This is a genomic window from Microcoleus sp. Pol8_D6 (assembly GCF_036700965.1).
GTDB lineage: Bacteria > Cyanobacteriota > Cyanobacteriia > Cyanobacteriales > Microcoleaceae > Microcoleus.
The window spans coordinates 19,668-36,739 of the sequence record NZ_JAUBPW010000057.1 but is presented as its reverse complement, the minus strand read 5'-3'; the positions used below and the strand labels follow the sequence as shown (position 1 = coordinate 36,739).

Genomic DNA, 17,072 nt, shown 5'->3' with positions numbered 1-17,072 from the left:
ATCTTCACTCGGCACCCAGGTTACACAACTATCAAATTAAGCTTTGGGAGCGGGATCGGCAATGTATTGGAAAGTAGGTTCCGAGTTCCACGGCCCGCGTTCATCCTTGCCATTTGTGGACAAGTTAAAGTAGAGATCCACAGTGGAATCTGGCGGAATATTGCCGAACATCGGATCGGTGAGTTTGCCCAGCGCTTCCAGAGCTTTCATGAACATTTGAGTGTGAGAAATTTCGCGAGTCAGCAGAAACTGCAACGTCTTTTTCGTTCCCATATCCGGTGCTAGTTTAATCAACTCTTCGTAGGTTTGGCGGGCTCCTGCTTCCGCACCGATATTAGCACGCAAATCGCGCACCACATCGCCGCCTTCGTTGACATAAGCTGCCGTCCAAGCTTGACCTTGGCTGTCCAACAAGTGTGGGCCTACGCCACGCACCGCAAACAAAGTGCTTTTGTAAGCTTCTGTTTGGTCAACGTTTTTGGTGTGCATTTCTATGAGTTGGCCCACCATTTCTAAGTGGCTGAATTCTTCTATTGCAATATCTTGGAGCATATCCTTAATCCCTGCATCTTCACAGTGAAAGGACTGCACCCAGTATTGCAGAGCTGCTGTCAGTTCTCCGGTTGCTCCGCCAAACTGTTCTAGCAGCAATTGGGCAAAACGGGGGTTGGGTTGGTCTACAGTCACCGCAGCCATTAATTGCTTTTTGTGAAAAAACATGGATCGATACCTCTCTTTAATTCTATTGTTACAGTCTGACGATTGCAGACTTGTAGCTGTGTTCACCTTCACAATCCATTGTGCGACAAGCGATCGCACCGAACCTCGGTCGCTAGTTACATCTAACGAGACAAATTTCTCTGCTTTCAGGTAGAGTTTAAATATGAAATTTTACTTAGTGAGTCGGTAGACCAAATTACAATTTAGGAGCAGGATTATTGTCGCACTCGGTTAATTTTGCAGACATAGCATCGAGATGCCGCAGCCACTGAATGCCACCAACCCAACTGCGAGAGGGGAGGTGTCCGAGTGGTGCTTGCTGACTAAATTTAATCTGCCCTAAAGTAGTAGCAGAATTGTAGGTTTGCCAGTTAACCCGATCGCAAAATCTGATATAGTCTCCCTTAACGCTTTCATAAATCTGCTTTTGGACGCTGAAGCCAAACCGACCTTGACTGTAGCGCAACCAAAGGCGATCGAGTGTTTGCAAATCTTCGCAGGGGAGCTGGTAAATTTGGCTAATTTCTAGCTGAGTTCCCGGTGGCTGGGAAAGAGATTGACACATCAAGCCCCAAGTTTCGCGATCTGCTTCTTTCCACTTTTTGTGTGACAAAAAATCTCGCAGTTTGGTATAATCAACTCCCCGTGCAGAAATTATGGTGCGTTCGATATTTGAAGTATTTGAAGTAACAGATAAGGAAAAATTTTCTGCTGAATTGGGGACGGCATTGGTCGGTAAAAGTGGAGAATCAGGAGTTGGTAGCGCGGTGATATTGATTGAGTTATCGCTATTATTAAGAGTAGGAGCGATCATCGGCTGTTCGGGCGAAAGCAAATTTTGATGGCGAATATCTAAAGCTGCTTGGATATCTTGCAAAACTTCCGCAGCAAAACTGTACCGCTGAGTGAGACGAGTTTGCAGCAATTTATCTAAAATTTCACCTAACTCGTCGCTAAGACTCGTGGCTTTGGGTAGAAACTCGCGCCACCACCAGCGCTCGTTGTCGCAGTCGTACATATCCAAGGGAGGAACTTGCGTCATTAGGCGAATGCAAGTAACACCTAAACTGTAAAGGTCGCTAGCAGGAAATACTTTGCCGCGCATTTGTTCGGGAGCTACATAATCTTGACTGCCGATGACCGTTGCTGGACGAAGCATAGCTGAATCAGTCAGCAGTTTGGCAATGCCGAAATCGATCAATACGAGTTTGTTGTCTGACTGTCGGCGGATAATATTTTCAGGTTTGATGTCGCGGTGAATGATGCGCTTGTCGTGGATAAATTGCAGCACGGGCAATAAGTCTTGCAGCAGTTGCCAAATTTGCTCTTCATCGTATACACTCTTGTCTAATTCTTGTTTAAGAGTCGATCCCTCTATAAACTCTTGAACTAAATAAATATGACCTTCTTGTTCAAAGCAGGCTAATAATGTAGGGATTTGCGGGTGTTTTCCTAGTTCGTCTAAACGGACGCCTTCTTGCCGAAATAATTCAACGGCTTTGTTGAAAATTTCGGGGTCGCGGTCGTAAAAATAAAATTGCTTGACTGCACAGGGGGGTAGAGATGGGATGTCTTCATCAATTGCTAGGAAAGTTTTACCAAATCCGCCTCTACCTAAAAGTTCAATCGGGCGATATCGCTGTCTCAGCACCAGGTTAAAGCCGCAGTTTAAGCAAAATTGTGCGGCGTTGGAGTTTTGAGGATTTTGACATTCAGGGTTCACACAGTAGCTCATATTGATTTTAGATTTTATATTGCGGACAAGACTTTTTTTTAAACGAACCGCGAAAATGCGAAGCTGCGCGAAGGAAAAGGGAAGAGAGAAGAGAGAGAAGAAGGATGGTTGATAACTCATGCGGTGTGGGATAAGCTGTCCCGCTTCTTGTGTTGCATTTTTCGGGCGGGCGGGAAACCCCACAAGCATTTCATTTGAGATGTTGCACCATTCTCAATAAGGCTTTTAGGGGCGGGCTAGAAGAGTCCACCCTAAAATAAATTCCTTCTTTGTGGAACAGGCATCTTGCCTGTTCTTAAAAATGGTGCCAGAGGTGAGTTTTATCAAACAGGACTGTAAAATGTAGATGCGCCTGGGCTGATAAGGCTATTTTAATGCGCTGGATCGAATCGGGACGCTGCCAGATCTGCCGAACCCACGCCGCATGAGTGCTGGGGGCGAGATAATTGCCGATCGCCCTGTGCGATCGCACAGAGCGAAAATTGTGCTAAACTCTTACTGTGCCTGGAATTTAAGGCACAATAGATCTGTCCGGTTCAGGGACGCTCAAAAATATTTCAAAATATTTTTGCCTTACCCCTAGACTTGTGCTGAGATCTGATGCTATAGTTAAAACTGATACGGCGAGCGTAGCCAAGTGGTTAAGGCAGTGGTTTGTGGTACCACCATTCGTGGGTTCAAGTCCCATCGTTCGCCCTTTTGATTCTCAAATGTTTAATACGATCGCCCGTCGCCTGTACGGTAATTTGTGATTGGTCGTAGGGTGTGCAATGCACACCTTAATTTTTTTTGGGATGTCGCGGTTCTGTCGGCACAAGTTCCGATGTGCTAATCTTAAATCCAATCTAAAATCTAAAATCTAAAATCTAAAATCAAAATATGCCATCTTTAGTAACAGAAGATTGGGGATATAAATTTAGTGGCGATCGCACAATTAATAAGTTTATTCGGGATATAGAGGGAGAAGCGGCTTTAGGGAAATATTGCGATTGGGAATGCAGAGAACGTGCGGAAATTCTGATGTCGGAGATAGCTGGCAAATCCCACAATCTTTTCTACGTCCGTCGCCAAAAGGTAAATGAGAGATTTTCTGAAGAAGAAATCTGGGAATTGCTGCTTGCTACGGATGGAGATGATTTTGAATTACCCCAATTGTTGCAAAAAGCCGATCGCACTTTGCGGTTGTTAGCAACTGTACGCTGTGAAGACGGAATCGGCGGTTTAAAACTGCTGGATGCTGGTTTGGTGGCGGTTCCCAGAGGGAGGAAAGATGGGTATGCTTTGCCGGTTCAGTTGCGACTTTTGGCTAACAGTCGATCGCCAATTCCTGTAAAGTCGATCGCCCGCGTCCAACAAATGCCATTTTGGGACAACAGACACATACCAACTACCGAACAACTAAAAGTTTGGCACACTTTTTTAAATGTGGAAAAACGCATCGCGGAAGCGCGTCAATTTTGCGTACCTTTTCGCGGTCATAATTACGGTTCCGGCTTCAAAATCGTCACTTTTGAAATCGATCGCAATTCCGCAACTCTTGACGGCTATGAGGAAAATCCCTTAGAATTGGGCGACTTTCGCGACCGGCTGAAAAAAGCCAGAAATGAAGAAATTATTCTGTTTGATTCGCCGCCCGGAAGCAGAAGCAGCCGCGATGGAGAGACCTTGGGTAGCATCGCTGAAATTGACTTTGAACATGGTAAATTACGGATTAAGTTAGATGTTGATTTAGGAGTTCGCATGGCGGGCGGCAGATATCAACTGCCCAAACAAGGATTCTTATATTTTGAGGCGGCGGGCGATATCAGTCAGATCGAACGCAAGAAGAAAGCTTTAAAAATGCTGACAGATGGTCGCGCTCAAAATCCTTATTTGAGTGAGTTTTTATTCGACTCTTCTCAGGCGAGACTGCCCGAAAAACTCATTAAATTGGATCGGGAAAACTTATTAAATCGCAATGCTAATGACGACCAACTTGCCGCCGTAGAAACGGTGCTTTCGGCGCGGGATTTAATTTTGATTCAAGGGCCGCCGGGAACGGGCAAAACGACTGTGATTGCGGAGATTTGCTATCAAATTGCCCGTCAGGGCGGCAAAACGCTCATTGCTTCGCAAGCAAATTTGGCTGTAGACAATGCTTTGAGTCGGTTAGTGCACAATCCGGCGATTCGGGCTTTGCGGAAGGGAAAAGCTCATAAGGTGCAGGAAGAAGGGCAGCCGTTTTTAGAGGAAAATGCGATCGGCACTTGGCTGCAAAATACTGCGACTGACTGCGAAGAAAAGCTCTCGCAGCGCCTGACTAATGTCAAATCTTTGCGGCAGTTGGTGGCAGAATCCGAGCGATTTACAGCGTACTGTGCCGCCGAGAGAGATTTTTTTAATGAACTAAAACACCTGCACGACAGTCAAGCAAATATTGAGGAAAAGTGCAGCCAGCAAACAGCAGATTATGAACGGATTGTAACCAAAAAAAACGAGATTGAATCTCTAGTTAGTGGGCTAGTAAATTTGCTGGATGCGCCGAATGTCAACTGGGAATCTCCAGAAGTTGCCGAGTTTATGCCCCGACTAAAACCTTATTCAGAAGGTAATGTTTTAGTAGAAAACTTTATGGCCAATGTTCGGATTGCCGCTAGCAATGCTACTCAAATAGGCTTCGATCGCCCTGCTTGCGGCGCGTTTGGGATTGGGGTTTGGCTGCAGGAAACTGTAGCAGCGCAAATATCGGAATTTAAGACGGCATTCGATCGCGCTGATGATGTTTGTCGCGCTATGTCGGCGGTTGCGGAATCGCTGCGGGTGTCGCGGCAGATGTCTGAGGCTGTGAATCAACTCGAATTGGGCGATCGGCAAAATCAGACACACCGCCACAATCTCGAACAGAAAATCAAGAATTTGGAACTGCGAAAAGCGGAAATTGCAGCCGTTGTCGTCGCCGTTGCACAGTGGATTGAGACGGCAGATACGGGACTTTATGAAGTCGTGAAATCTTGCTGGGAAACGGGCGCAATGCTCACGGATGATATGGTAGGATTGCCGCCAGGATTGCTGAAAATTGCCCGATCGCTCAAATTGCCGATCATTCCCCCGAAATGCAAAATCAATTTGCCCGATTTGGATCGGTTGCAAAAGGCGATATCCCACGAAGAAAGCGCAGGTTTTAAGGACATACAAGGGCAACAGTTCCGGTTTAGCGAGTTTCTGCACCTAAATTTGAGTCAAACGCCGATCGTGCTCTCTGCGGGCGATCGTACACAGTGGCAACAACTCGCCAAAGACTTCGCCAGCTATTCCCAAGTCAGCCAAAGTCAGCGCAAATTCATCATCGAAAAAGCCGCCACTTTCTTAGCTAGGATTCAACAATTTTATAGTGAATCATTGCACCCAAATCATATCCAGTCTACCTTCGATCGCCTAGTCAAAGAATTGCTGCACAGTATCCTCGCAAATGCCCGTCAGTGCGTGGTTCCCCTGAAAACCGAAACCGAACAGCAGCTTATCAAACAGCAACAGTTATTAGATAAAATCGGTCAAACATTGAACCAGCAGCAAATCTCCGCCGCTAAACTTCAGGTAGAAACAGCGCAGCAAGAGGCTAACTTAAAAATTAGCGAAGTTACTAATTTGTTGCAAGCAATTGTCCAACAGCCAAACGCCCCTGAAAAGCTGCGGATTTTAGCCGAACAATATCTCGCCCAAAAATCGAATATTTGGGAGCAACCGCAGCAGTTTCTCAAGCAAGTTGATGCTTGGAAAGCAAGCGCGATTCAGCTTAAAAAATCCATTGCCGATCTAGACCCTTTTGGGGTTTTGGAGACAATCAAAAACACTCTTGACGAGCATTTATCCCCGCTGCAAATTGCGGCTGCAACTTCGCAGCAGCAACTCGCCGAACTTCAAACAGAATTGAGCGAAATTACCGCTCAACTGCAACAGCAGCAACCGACAGCAGCATTACTTGTTGAGAGAAATTGGTGGGAGTCAGCATGGCAAACTATCCCCACTCAATACCAGCCAGAAGTTCCGAATACAGGATTATTCACCGTAGCTTTTTTAAACAAAATTAAGCGTTTATTCAAAACTTGGGAGCGGAAATTAGAACAAGAAGAAACAGCCCTCAATCGTTCTCAAAAGTTTGTGACAGATTGGATTCAAAAACTTCGCAATCCATCAGAAAAAGACCGCAACGATTTAAAGCAAATTTATATTGACAATGCCAACGTCATCGGCATTACTTGCGTGCAAGCTGCTAGCTTCGATTTTACTAAAAACTTTCCAAGCTTTGATGCAGTCATCATTGACGAAGTTAGCAAATGCACTCCCCCAGAGTTATTAATTCCCGCTTTGAAGGGCAGAAAGTTAGTATTAGTGGGCGATCACAGGCAATTGCCACCAATGTTTAATCAAAGTACGATCGACGATATTGCCGAAGACATCGGCTGTACCGGAGACGAACTTAGCTTCATAAAAGAATCGCTGTTCAAAGTTTTGTTTGAAAATGCCAGCGACAGCATCAAAAAAATGCTGACAACTCAGTATCGAATGCACCCACAAATCATGGGCGCAATCAATCAGTTTTACCAGCAAAAACTCAACTGTGGCATTCAGGAAGCTGACACAAAGCGCGCGCACAACCTGGCAGGTAGAATCATTCAAGAAAATAATCACATTCTGTGGGTGAAAACGCCCATCGGACAAGGATTTGAAGAGGAAAAACAGGGTACTTCGCGGTTGAATGTCAAGGAGATTGACGCGATCGAGCGCTTGTGCGAACAAATGGACACAGCTTGGCAGCCCAAAGTTGCTGACGGTGAACCGCCGAAAGAAATCGGAATTATCACTTTTTATGCTGCTCAATTAAATGCAATTAAAGACAGAATCGAAGGCGAAAGATTCCCTGCTTTGAGCATCCGCACTGGGACGGTTGACATATTTCAAGGCATGGAAAGACCTGTAATTATTGTCAGCACCGTGTGCAATAATGTTAGGGGCGATATTGGATTTGCTAAGGAACCGGAACGGGTGAATGTGGCATTTTCCCGCGCTCAAGAATTGCTGGTAGTTGTCGGCTGCCACGATTTATTTACCCAACAAACAGGTACAGTGGGAAAAATGTATCAGGAAGTTTCAAAAACGGTGCGTCACTGCGGAGGTTTTGTAGATGTTTCTAGCGTCCTCAACTAAACCAATAGACTCGAATTTAAGTTCGCTAGCCGAAGAAATTGAGCAACAAAATCCGGGTTTGTCAGTGTTGGCGGCGCGTCAATTCCGCTTTGCAATCCGCCAAACTCCGCTGGAGGTGGCGATTAGCGAACCGCGCGAGTTTAACGTATTGGAAGAGTTTATTTTGCGGGCGGGCGTTGAGTTTGAACCTGCGCCTACTTTGAAGGAATTGGCGGATTTGCTGGGGTTAGACGAGATTTTTGTGAAGACTACGGCGGCGACTCTGGTTAGTTTGGAAAGCTTGGAGGTGGCTGAAAATTGGCAAATTGCGATCGCCCCGCAAGGTAGAGATTTTTTCGAGAAAGGTGCAGTTAGTCGATCGCAAATTCAATCAATTTACGCCATTTCCGATCCGCTGAATCAAACTCTTACCTTTAAATTTGATCCTTTAGTCGCAGAATCGGTCAACTTACCCGATTTAGCCGATTTAGTATCCCTCGAACATAAAATTAGCGACCTTGCGAATTTAAGTCTAGCAGAAATCCAGCCGTTAATTCAAGATTCCGGCTTAGGAATTCACGCCCCACAAAACGGCAAAATTGTCTCTGCTTGCGATGTCGTCGGCGACGATTTAGATATTTGGCAAACAGTCTCGATTTTTGTGTTGCTAGATGCGATCGAAAATAAAACTACTATTCAAGTCAGACAGGGAAAACAAATACTAGAAACAGCATCAAACTTGCTAAACGAACTTGAATCTAAGCAAAAACTTTCCTTAAATGACTTGTGCAAATTAACCCCCGACATCGCACAGCAAGAATCCGAGACAATCCCCGTCCAGAAAACTCCTAAAAAGCCATCTAACAAGAAACACAAGAAAACGATATGATGAGGACTAAAGTCCTGATTGCGAACTGGTTTGTAGTAAGGACTAAAGTTCTGATCAACTGATATCTTGCACCATTCTCAATTACTTATTTAGGAACGGGCAAGATGCCCGTTCCACAATAAAATAAAGTTTTGTGGAACGGGCATCTTGCCCGTTCTTAACAAGAGTAAAACATATAACTATTAATCAACAAATGAGGTAATACCATTTCTCCAAATTCATGCAACAGTAGCAACAGTAGGTTGATTCTATGTAGTAAACTCAACGATGAGGACTGTAGCATACTTTTAGAGAAATGGTATAATTGTGCAATATACTTAGATTCCCAACTTCTTGAAGAATTCGGGGATCTAATTCGCCCTACTGAGCCTTAACGCATTTCAGCATCCGCAAAGTAGCCGCCGCCGCGTAATCCCGCTGTGCAGAATCATCGAAAGCAAACCGATCGCCAATTTCGTTAATAGCGGCAGCAACAGAACAATAAGAAGAAATTTGAGTAATAGAAGCAGCCCAATAATTCTGAGTGTCTGAAAAAGTTTTAGACGGTTCTTTAGCAACTAAATTCGGCTGCATTCCCGCCGACAAGCCAAATTCCGCCGCTCTTGGCAGCACCGCCATCAATTCAGCGCGAGTGACGGACTGCATAGGTTTAAAAGTTCCATCTTGATAGTAGCTAACTATCTTGTTTTTCCGCGCAAATAGAACTTTTCAGGCACTCCAGCGGAAAATATCAACATCGCTATAGGGACGGATAGAAACATTGCTAGGAAATGTGATATAGCATCTTGTACTCCTTTCCAGGATTCCAATACTAAAGATACCAATTGCCCTCTGGTAACAGCAAGTTGCAGTCGAAAGGTATTATTTTGAGAAAACCGGGATACAAACCCAAAGCCCACAGCTTTTTTAGTTTCGGAAGCGTAGATATCATCCATAGCTATCTCCGAATTGTAGAAAAGCCAGTATTGCCTACGGTATTGGTATTTCCTGCGGTATTGGCTGCGGTATTGGTATTTCCTGCGGTATTGGCTGCGGTGATGGCTGCGGTATTGGCTGCGGTATTGGTATTGGTATTGGTATTGGCTGGGGTATTGCTTCGGTATTGCCTCCGGTATTGCCTCCGGTATTGCCTCCGGTATTGCCAATTTCTTCCGGTGCGGATTGATTGGTAGTGAAATAAAAGTGACCTAATGTGCGGCCTTGATAAGCTCTTTTACTCAATCGCCAAGCAGGATCGAGAGTGATTTTCATGAAGTCATTAACATCGCCGTTTGTGCGACCGATAATCACCGATTTGCCTTGGTAATCTACCGGAGTTCCCATTAGAAGAACATTGCCATCAACAATTTCCAAGCTTAGGGTGTATTTTAATGCTAAATCTGTGCCTGCCATGCGAATTGAAAAGCCGTTGCTGTCTGTTGCGCGGCCACAAATACCGGTGAAATCAAAACTAACTAATAAGGGATCGACTTTCACGGGATTAGAGCCACTTTCGCTCCAGCATTTTCGCGTGTCAGAGACTTGTTCTAGAATTAGCAATTGGTAGCCGCCGAAAGGGCGGGGTTGGGCGATGACAATTACTCGGTCTTGGTTAATGTCGGTTTCGTCAAAAGTAAATGCTTTAGCCGAACCGATCGCCCCAAGTGTTAAAATTGCTGAACCTGCCAGTGCGGCCACTGTTCGTACAAGTGAATGTTTCATGATTTTTCCCTATTGGCTCCTTATGGTGATGAGACTTATCTAGAATATAAAAAAGTCGCCCTCTTCCAACAACAAGATAGAATTTTACCATCTCTTGTTCCGGTGGTACCAAGTGCGATCGATCGGCGATCGTCACATTGGTTCGTAGTGAAAACTCAACTCCGAGCGAATTTTATGAGGACTTGAGTCCTCCCTACAAAGTTATAAGCGTTATTTTACCGAGGAACTTGATAAGCTGTTCGACCTCTAAATTGTATTTTCCGGGCGGGCGCGACGCCCACTCCACAATAATTTGATGGGACTTGAGAGTAAAAGTTAGATGAGACTGGGCTGATTACTTGCGGGAAACGATCGCACTCTTCACAAAAAAAACGGTGCGTTACACTCTTGTTAACGCACCCTAAAACAAACATTCAAAAACTGTCTTTGCCCTCTAGCGGAACATACTGCTAACAGAACTATCTTCGTGAATCCGCCAAATAGTTTCTCCGAGCAAATTGGCTACCGAAAGCACCGTCAACTGCTGAAAACGGTTCTCTTCAGGTACAGGAATTGTATTCGTAACAATTACCTCTTCCAAAACCCCGCTCGACAAACGCTCGATCGCCGGAGGCGAAAACACCGCATGAGTAGCACAAGCATAAACCTGCCTCGCACCCTCGCGGCGCAACAATCTCGCACCTTCAGAAATCGTGCCGGCAGTATCGATCATATCGTCCACCAACACAGCAGTTTTGCCCCTGACATCACCGATAAGATTCATCACTTCTGCCACGTTGTGAGCTTGGCGGCGCTTGTCAATAATTGCCAGGGGAGCATCGCCAAGCTTTTTGGCAAAAGCTCTCGCCCTAGCGACTCCGCCAACATCCGGCGAAACCACAACAATATCCGTCAATTGCTTGCTCGCCAGATAATCCAAAAGCACCGGCGAACCGTAAACGTGATCGAAAGGAATGTCAAAATAACCTTGAATCTGAGCCGAGTGCAAATCCATCGCCAAAATGCGACCGGCCCCAGCTTCCGTAATCAAATTAGCCACTAATTTTGCAGTAATCGACTCTCTTCCGGCCGTTTTGCGGTCAGCCCTAGCATATCCGTAATAGGGGATGACTGCAGTAATTTGTCTGGCCGAAGCGCGGCGACAAGCATCGATCATAATTAACAATTCCATGAGGCGATCGTTTACCGGACAGCAAGTTGGCTGAATCAAGTAAACATCGCAACCCCGAATTGATTCTTGAATTTGAACGTAGAGTTCCCCATCAGCAAACCGCTTGCGAACCATCGGCCCCAAATCGATCCCCAGATAGCGAGCCACCTCTTGGGCGAGGGGAACATTAGCAGAACCGGAGAACAGCCGCAGACGGTCATGAGCGGAAACCGGCGGCTCGGGAAGCGGAAGCGGTAAAGTAGCAGAACGGATCACAGCAGGCCTCTTGCAGGACGTTTATTCCATCGCTATCTTACCATCTGAAACTAGAAATATTCAGCCAATTTTTTAAGAGATTTAACATTCGGGGCGGCCACAAGTGTGAAGTTAGGCGAATTGAATAGGACTTGCAGAAATATGTCCGAGAAACCGGGTTTCTAGCCCACATTCGGCTCCCTTAACGGTCACAATCGGTTTTTACTTATTTTTATCCAGCAATAAAACTATGAATTATACTTGAATACCGTACATTAACGGATTAAAAACTTTTTAAAGGCATAATTGATTACTGTAAAGATAGAGTTTTCTGCGTAATTATGCTGTGTGACACCCCCAGGGTGTGGAATGTGGGTTCTAGCGAACTCTGTACTGGCAAAAGTACGATCGCACTTGTGTCCCTGCATCTAAAAGTTCTGGCGTGGGTCAATTTGGGGCCGAGGCTGCAAGTGCAGCCACCCCAAATTCAGTCGAAAGCCGAAGGCATCCGGGTTCAATGCGATAAAAAAGCCACCACCAGGCAATAAACTTGAAAAATACTGTAAAAAAAGTTAAGAATCGGAAGCATACTTCAGATTTTTGATATCGGGCAAAGCAAGGTAGAAATCGATGAGCTTAAGAGAACGCATTGACGAAGAAATCAAAGCAGCCATGAAGTCCAAGGACAAAGTTCGCTTGGAAACAGTTCGCGGCATCAAGAAATTTATTCTCGAAAAAGAAGTCAGCCTGCGTCCCTCCGGCCAAGAGACGCTGACAGAAGCTCAAGAAATGGAAATTTTGATGCAAATAGCCAAACAGCGCCGGGATTCGATCGAACAATACCGCAAAGGTGGCCGCGAAGATTTAGTGGCACAAGAGGAGGCGGAGTTAGCAATTGTTGAAGAGTATTTGCCGCCGCAGATGTCAGACGAAGAGGTGAGTCAAGTCGTTGACGAAGTGATTGCTTCGGTTGGCGCTACTTCTGCAAAAGATATGGGCAAGGTGATGGGTAAAGCAATGCAGCAGCTTAAGGGCAAAGCAGACGGTAACAGAATTCAAGACATGGTGAAAGCAAAGCTTAACAGTTGACCGTAGTCAGTAGTCAGTAGTCAGTAGTCAGTAGTCAATAGACATCTCCCATAAATCATCTCAAGCTTTATAGAGATGTATGGCTTATGCCCAGGGGCGACAATTTATTAGGGCTAAGGCTAAAAAACCCGGTTTCTACGAAAAATTGTGCATTTCTCCCTTGAGATATTGACGCAGAAACCGGGTTTTCGATCGGATATGCGGGTTGCAACCTGTGTATTTTCGTGAAAAAACCCGGTTTCTGACCATCCGGGCGTCCAAGAATGTCAAAAAAATGTAAAATACTAACTTTGGTCGGGACTGGGGACTACAGATAGTGAAGTATGCTCAAGAGCATTAAAGACCTAGCATTACTAAGTCTGTGAGCGATCGTCTATTTTTTAACAGTTTCAACTTAAACTTATGCAGCCACCTATTGCTATTGGAACTCTCCTACAAAACCGCTACCGCTTGGTGAATATTTTAGGTCAAGGAGGATTTGGCCGGACTTATTTAGTAGAAGATTTGGGACGGTTTCAAGAACGCTGCGCCCTGAAGGAATTGATTCCGGTGCAAAGCGGGCCATACGTTTTGGAAAAATCGAAGGAATTGTTTCAAAGAGAGGCGGCAATACTTTACCAAATTGGGCATCCACAAATTCCCCAGTTTCGGGCAATATTTGAAGAGAACCAGCGTTTGTTTTTAGTGCAAGATTACGTGGAAGGAATGACTTACCGCGAACTGTTGCTCGATCGAACTTCAAATGGTCGCAGCTTCAGTGAAGCCGAAGTCTTGGTATTTATCCGGCAAATGCTGCCTGTACTCGCTCACATCCACGCCCGCGGCATCATCCACCGCGACATCTCCCCAGAAAATATAATTCGGCGCGAAAACGACCAAATGCCTGTGCTGATTGACTTTGGAGTGGTGAAGGAACTCGCCACCAAAGTCCAGTCTCCCGAAGGAACAGCCCACGCGACAACAGTCGGCAAAATCGGCTACGCGCCGATGGAACAGTTGCACAGCGGGCGGGCAACAGCCAGCAGCGACCTCTACGCTTTAGCTGTAACGGCGATCGTCCTGCTGACAGGCAAAGAACCGCAGGAATTGCTCGATCAAACAACGCTGCAGTGGAATTGGCAGCAGCGAGTGCAGGTGAGCACGGGTTTGGCTTTGGTGCTGAATCGGATGTTGAGCCGGTCTCCGGGCGATCGATATCAATCTGTCAGCGAAGTAGCCCAAGCACTCGACACCCAAACTAATCCTAAGCCTAGCCAGCCAACTGTACCGCCCGCGCCGCCAGCAGTTGTGCCGACAAACCCTTCGCTAATAGCAACGGTGGCCGTGGGCAGGCCGCCAGAGCCCGCCGCCCAGAGTTCCCACCCCCAAAAAAACCAGCCAGACCCGTTAATTGAGCCTGCTGCCGACACTTTTTGGGACAATCCCATCGCTGCGATCGGACTGCTGGCGGGCTTAGTAATCTTGACTGGCTTCGGTTCCTGGGCTTTAGTCGGCTCATTTCTCAACAATTCGCGCCCCAAACCCACTCCGACAGCGCCAGCACTCATAAATCCCACGCCGACACTAACTCCGATACCAAACCCGCTACCTTTGCCAACCCCAACCCCCCAACCTTTACCAACCCCAAGCCCAGAACCTTTACCGGAACCCAGTCCAGAACCTTTGCCGGAACCGAGCCCAGAACCTTTGCCGGAACCCAGTCCAGAACCTTTGCCGGAACCCAGTCCAGAACCTTTGCCGGAACCCAGTCCAGAACCAAGCCCAGAACCAAGCCCAGAACCAAGCCCAGCGCCAACTCCGACACCAAAACCGACGCCCGCGCCAACTCCCGCGCCCAAACCGACGCCCGCACCAACTCCCACACCCAAACCGACGCCCAAACCGACTCCCGCGCCCAAACCGACGCCCGCACCAACACCCGCACCGTCGCCGGAACCGGCCCCAACACCCGCACCGTCGCCGGAACCGGCCCCAACACCCGCACCGTCACCAGAACCGGCCCCAACTCCTGCACCGTCGCCGGAACCGGAACCGGAACCCGCGCCATCACCGGAACCCGCACCAACACCCGCACCATCGCCAGAACTCTAAACTTCTGGCAAAATTCCCCTAGACTGATGTTGATGCCAATTACTTGTTAGCTATTTGCCAATGAACTCGCTGCTAATTGCTGGAACTGATACCGACGCGGGCAAAACTGTTTTGACCAGCGCTCTGGCTGCTTATTGGCAAATGTATTTTCCCGATCGCAGTTTGGGAATTATGAAACTCATGCAAACGGGAACGGGCGATCGCGAACTCTACACCCGTTTGTTTTCCCTCGACCAATCCCCCGAAGAACTCAATCCGGTGCACTTTGATGCGCCTCTAGCACCGCCAATTGCTGCGGAACGGGAGGGGAGACGTATCGAACTCGAAAAGGTCTGGACGGCGTGGCAAAGCCTCTCTGAGCGCAAGGATTTTGTGTTGGTGGAAGCTTTGGGAGGGCTGGGATCGCCTGTAACGCGGGAACTGACCGTGGCAGATCTTGCCAGGGATTGGCGGCTGAGGGGGGTTTTGGTAGTACCTGTGAGGTTGGGGGCGATCGGGCAAGCTGTAGCGAATGTTGCTCTCGCCAGACACACTGGTTTTAAGCTGAGAGGAATTGTGCTCAATTGCGTTAAAGCTTATTCGGAACAAGAAATTGCCGATTTAGCGCCCCCTGATTTGCTCCAGTCCCTGACTCAAATACCTGTGTTGGGTATTTTGCCGCATTTAGATGACCCGACTGACCTTGCTAAATTAGCTAAAGTTGCTTCAGATTTAGATTTAGAGCAGTTACTGCCAGGGGTTAATTTAGTTGCTCAGACTTCTAAATAACCTTATTCTAAACACCTCTATTTCTCATTCTTCTCTTCTTCTGCGTACTCTGCGGCCTCTGTGGTTCATTTTAAAAAAATCTCCTGCACAACTGGGATAGGATTGAAGAAGATTTTATTTTAACCGCAGAGAGCGCAGAGAAAGAGAAAAGAGAGTTTCACAAATTATTCATGGTTGCTATAATTAGTGATTACCATTTATCAATTGATTAAATCTAAAACATCATCAAAAAAAAGGAGAATAAAACATGGTTTCTACTTTACCGAATTTAACGTCTGTCGATTTATCTCAATTGCGGCTGGAGATTAGAAATTTGCAGCCTCAGCTAGTCGAATGGCGTCGCCTTTTGCACCAAAAGCCGGAGTTGAGTTTTGATGAAAATTTAACGGCGCAGTTTGTCTCGCAAAAGTTGCAGGAATGGGGAATAGATCATGAAACTAATATTGCTAAAACTGGTATAGTCGCAACTATAGACAGTGGCAAACCGGGGCGGGTTTTGGCAATTCGGGCGGATATGGATGCTTTGCCTATTCAAGAAGAAAATGAGGTGGATTATCGATCGCAGCATGATGGAATTATGCACGCTTGCGGTCACGACGGCCACACTGCGATCGCCCTTGGTACTGTTTGTTATCTCGCAAAGCACAAACACAGTTTTTCGGGTAAGGTAAAATTTATCTTTCAGCCCGCCGAAGAAGGCCCAGGGGGCGCAAAACCGATGATTGAAGCGGGAGTTTTGAAGAATCCTGATGTTGATGCGATCGTCGGCTTGCATTTGTGGAACAATCTACCTTTGGGTACTGTAGGCGTCCGCAGCGGCGCTTTGATGGCGGCTGTAGAAGTTTTTGAGTGCACGATTTTTGGCAAAGGTGGACACGGCGCAATGCCACATCAAACTGTGGACTCGATCGTAGTTACAGCCCAAATTGTCAGCGCTTTGCAGGCAATCGTCGCGCGGAACATTGACCCGATCGACTCAGCGGTAGTAACTGTCGGCAAATTCCACGCAGGCCACACCCACAACGTGATTGCCGATACCGCTCAAATCGGTGGTACGGTGCGCTATTTCAATCCAGAATATCAAGGTTATTTTGCACAGCGAATCGAGCAAGTAATTGCTGGAATTTGTCAGAGTCACGGGGCAAATTACCAATTAGATTATTGTGCGCTTTATCCGCCAGTTATTAATGATTCGAGAATAGCTGAATTGGTGCGCGGCGTGGCAGAATCAGTTGTCGAAACTCCTGCAGGAATCGTTCCCGAATGCCAAACAATGGGCGGCGAGGATATGTCGTTCTTTTTGCAAGAAGTCCCCGGTTGCTATTTCTTTTTAGGTTCAGCAAATCCAGAGAAAAACTTGGCTTACCCGCACCATCACCCGCGCTTTGATTTTGATGAAACTGCGCTGGGGATGGGTGTAGAAATGTTTGTACGGTGTGTGGAAAATTTTTGTGCGATGTAAATCAGGCTTTCAGGGGCGGGCTAAAAGCCTATCCCACAAGAAAATTTAG

14 protein-coding genes and 1 tRNA gene are annotated in these 17,072 nt (G+C 46.7%); 9 read left to right on the top strand and 6 right to left on the bottom strand.

Features of this window, described 5'->3' with window-relative positions; translation table 11 throughout:
• Positions 1-36: 36 nt before the first annotated feature.
• Together QUA10_RS21020 and QUA10_RS21015 are read right to left on the bottom strand one after the other, a co-directional pair.
• Positions 37-720, bottom strand: coding sequence for a manganese catalase family protein (locus QUA10_RS21020; RefSeq protein WP_333084545.1), 684 nt, complete (start codon positions 718-720; stop codon positions 37-39).
• A gap of 196 nt (positions 721-916) precedes the next feature.
• A complete protein-coding gene (locus QUA10_RS21015) occupies positions 917-2,455 on the bottom strand; it encodes a serine/threonine-protein kinase (RefSeq protein ID WP_333084544.1) in 1,539 nt (512 codons plus the stop codon).
• A gap of 623 nt (positions 2,456-3,078) precedes the next feature.
• Here QUA10_RS21015 and QUA10_RS21010 point away from each other — a divergent pair.
• The 3 genes from QUA10_RS21010 to QUA10_RS21000 all read left to right on the top strand — a co-directional run bounded on the left by QUA10_RS21010 (position 3,079) and on the right by QUA10_RS21000 (position 8,507).
• A tRNA-His gene (locus QUA10_RS21010) sits at positions 3,079-3,151 on the top strand.
• Between the two features lie 183 nt (positions 3,152-3,334).
• The gene (locus QUA10_RS21005) at positions 3,335-7,639 is read left to right on the top strand and encodes an AAA domain-containing protein (RefSeq protein WP_333084543.1); all 4,305 of its coding nucleotides are present in this window, start codon (positions 3,335-3,337) and stop codon (positions 7,637-7,639) included.
• Positions 7,617-8,507 (top strand): hypothetical protein, encoded by an 891-nt coding sequence (locus QUA10_RS21000; RefSeq protein ID WP_333084542.1) that lies wholly within the window; start codon positions 7,617-7,619, stop codon positions 8,505-8,507. The genes QUA10_RS21005 and QUA10_RS21000 overlap by 23 nt, the downstream gene beginning before the upstream one ends.
• A gap of 360 nt (positions 8,508-8,867) precedes the next feature.
• On the opposite strand, the gene QUA10_RS20995 is transcribed toward QUA10_RS21000, so the two are convergent.
• From QUA10_RS20995 to QUA10_RS20985, 3 genes are read right to left on the bottom strand one after another with little or no spacing between them, the layout of a single operon-like run.
• A complete protein-coding gene (locus QUA10_RS20995; RefSeq protein WP_333084541.1) occupies positions 8,868-9,152 on the bottom strand; it encodes a hypothetical protein in 285 nt (94 codons plus the stop codon).
• A gap of 32 nt (positions 9,153-9,184) precedes the next feature.
• The gene (locus tag QUA10_RS20990; RefSeq protein WP_333084539.1) at positions 9,185-9,442 is read right to left on the bottom strand and encodes a hypothetical protein; all 258 of its coding nucleotides are present in this window, start codon (positions 9,440-9,442) and stop codon (positions 9,185-9,187) included.
• 34 nt (positions 9,443-9,476) lie between these two features.
• Entirely contained in the window at positions 9,477-10,208 is a 732-nt protein-coding gene (locus tag QUA10_RS20985; RefSeq protein ID WP_333084538.1) for a DUF3747 domain-containing protein, read from the bottom strand.
• Between QUA10_RS20985 and QUA10_RS20980 the strand changes: the two genes are divergently transcribed.
• Positions 10,200-10,394, top strand: coding sequence for a hypothetical protein (locus QUA10_RS20980; RefSeq protein WP_333084537.1), 195 nt, complete (start codon positions 10,200-10,202; stop codon positions 10,392-10,394). The genes QUA10_RS20985 and QUA10_RS20980 overlap by 9 nt on opposite strands.
• 247 nt (positions 10,395-10,641) lie before the next feature.
• Here the strand turns inward: QUA10_RS20980 and QUA10_RS20975 are convergent, their stop codons facing one another.
• Positions 10,642-11,634 carry a ribose-phosphate pyrophosphokinase gene (locus tag QUA10_RS20975; protein ID WP_333084536.1) on the bottom strand — a complete coding sequence of 331 codons (993 nt, stop codon included), beginning with the start codon at positions 11,632-11,634 and terminating at the stop codon, positions 10,642-10,644.
• 320 nt (positions 11,635-11,954) lie between these two features.
• Between QUA10_RS20975 and QUA10_RS20970 the strand changes: the two genes are divergently transcribed.
• The 5 genes from QUA10_RS20970 (at position 11,955) to QUA10_RS20950 (ending at position 17,023) form a co-directional block, all read left to right on the top strand.
• Entirely contained in the window at positions 11,955-12,161 is a 207-nt protein-coding gene (locus tag QUA10_RS20970; protein ID WP_333084535.1) for a hypothetical protein, read from the top strand.
• 82 nt (positions 12,162-12,243) lie between these two features.
• Positions 12,244-12,702 carry a GatB/YqeY domain-containing protein gene (locus tag QUA10_RS20965; protein ID WP_006635515.1) on the top strand — a complete coding sequence of 153 codons (459 nt, stop codon included), beginning with the start codon at positions 12,244-12,246 and terminating at the stop codon, positions 12,700-12,702.
• A 402-nt stretch (positions 12,703-13,104) separates the two neighbouring features.
• Complete coding sequence (locus QUA10_RS20960; RefSeq protein WP_333084534.1) at positions 13,105-14,793, top strand: serine/threonine-protein kinase; 1,689 nt, start codon at positions 13,105-13,107, stop codon at positions 14,791-14,793.
• A 60-nt stretch (positions 14,794-14,853) separates the two neighbouring features.
• On the top strand, positions 14,854-15,561 hold the full coding sequence (gene bioD / locus QUA10_RS20955; RefSeq protein WP_333084533.1) for a dethiobiotin synthase: 708 nt from the start codon (positions 14,854-14,856) through the stop codon (positions 15,559-15,561).
• A 247-nt stretch (positions 15,562-15,808) separates the two neighbouring features.
• Positions 15,809-17,023, top strand: coding sequence for a M20 family metallopeptidase (locus QUA10_RS20950; RefSeq protein ID WP_333084532.1), 1,215 nt, complete (start codon positions 15,809-15,811; stop codon positions 17,021-17,023).
• Positions 17,024-17,072 lie beyond the last annotated feature (49 nt).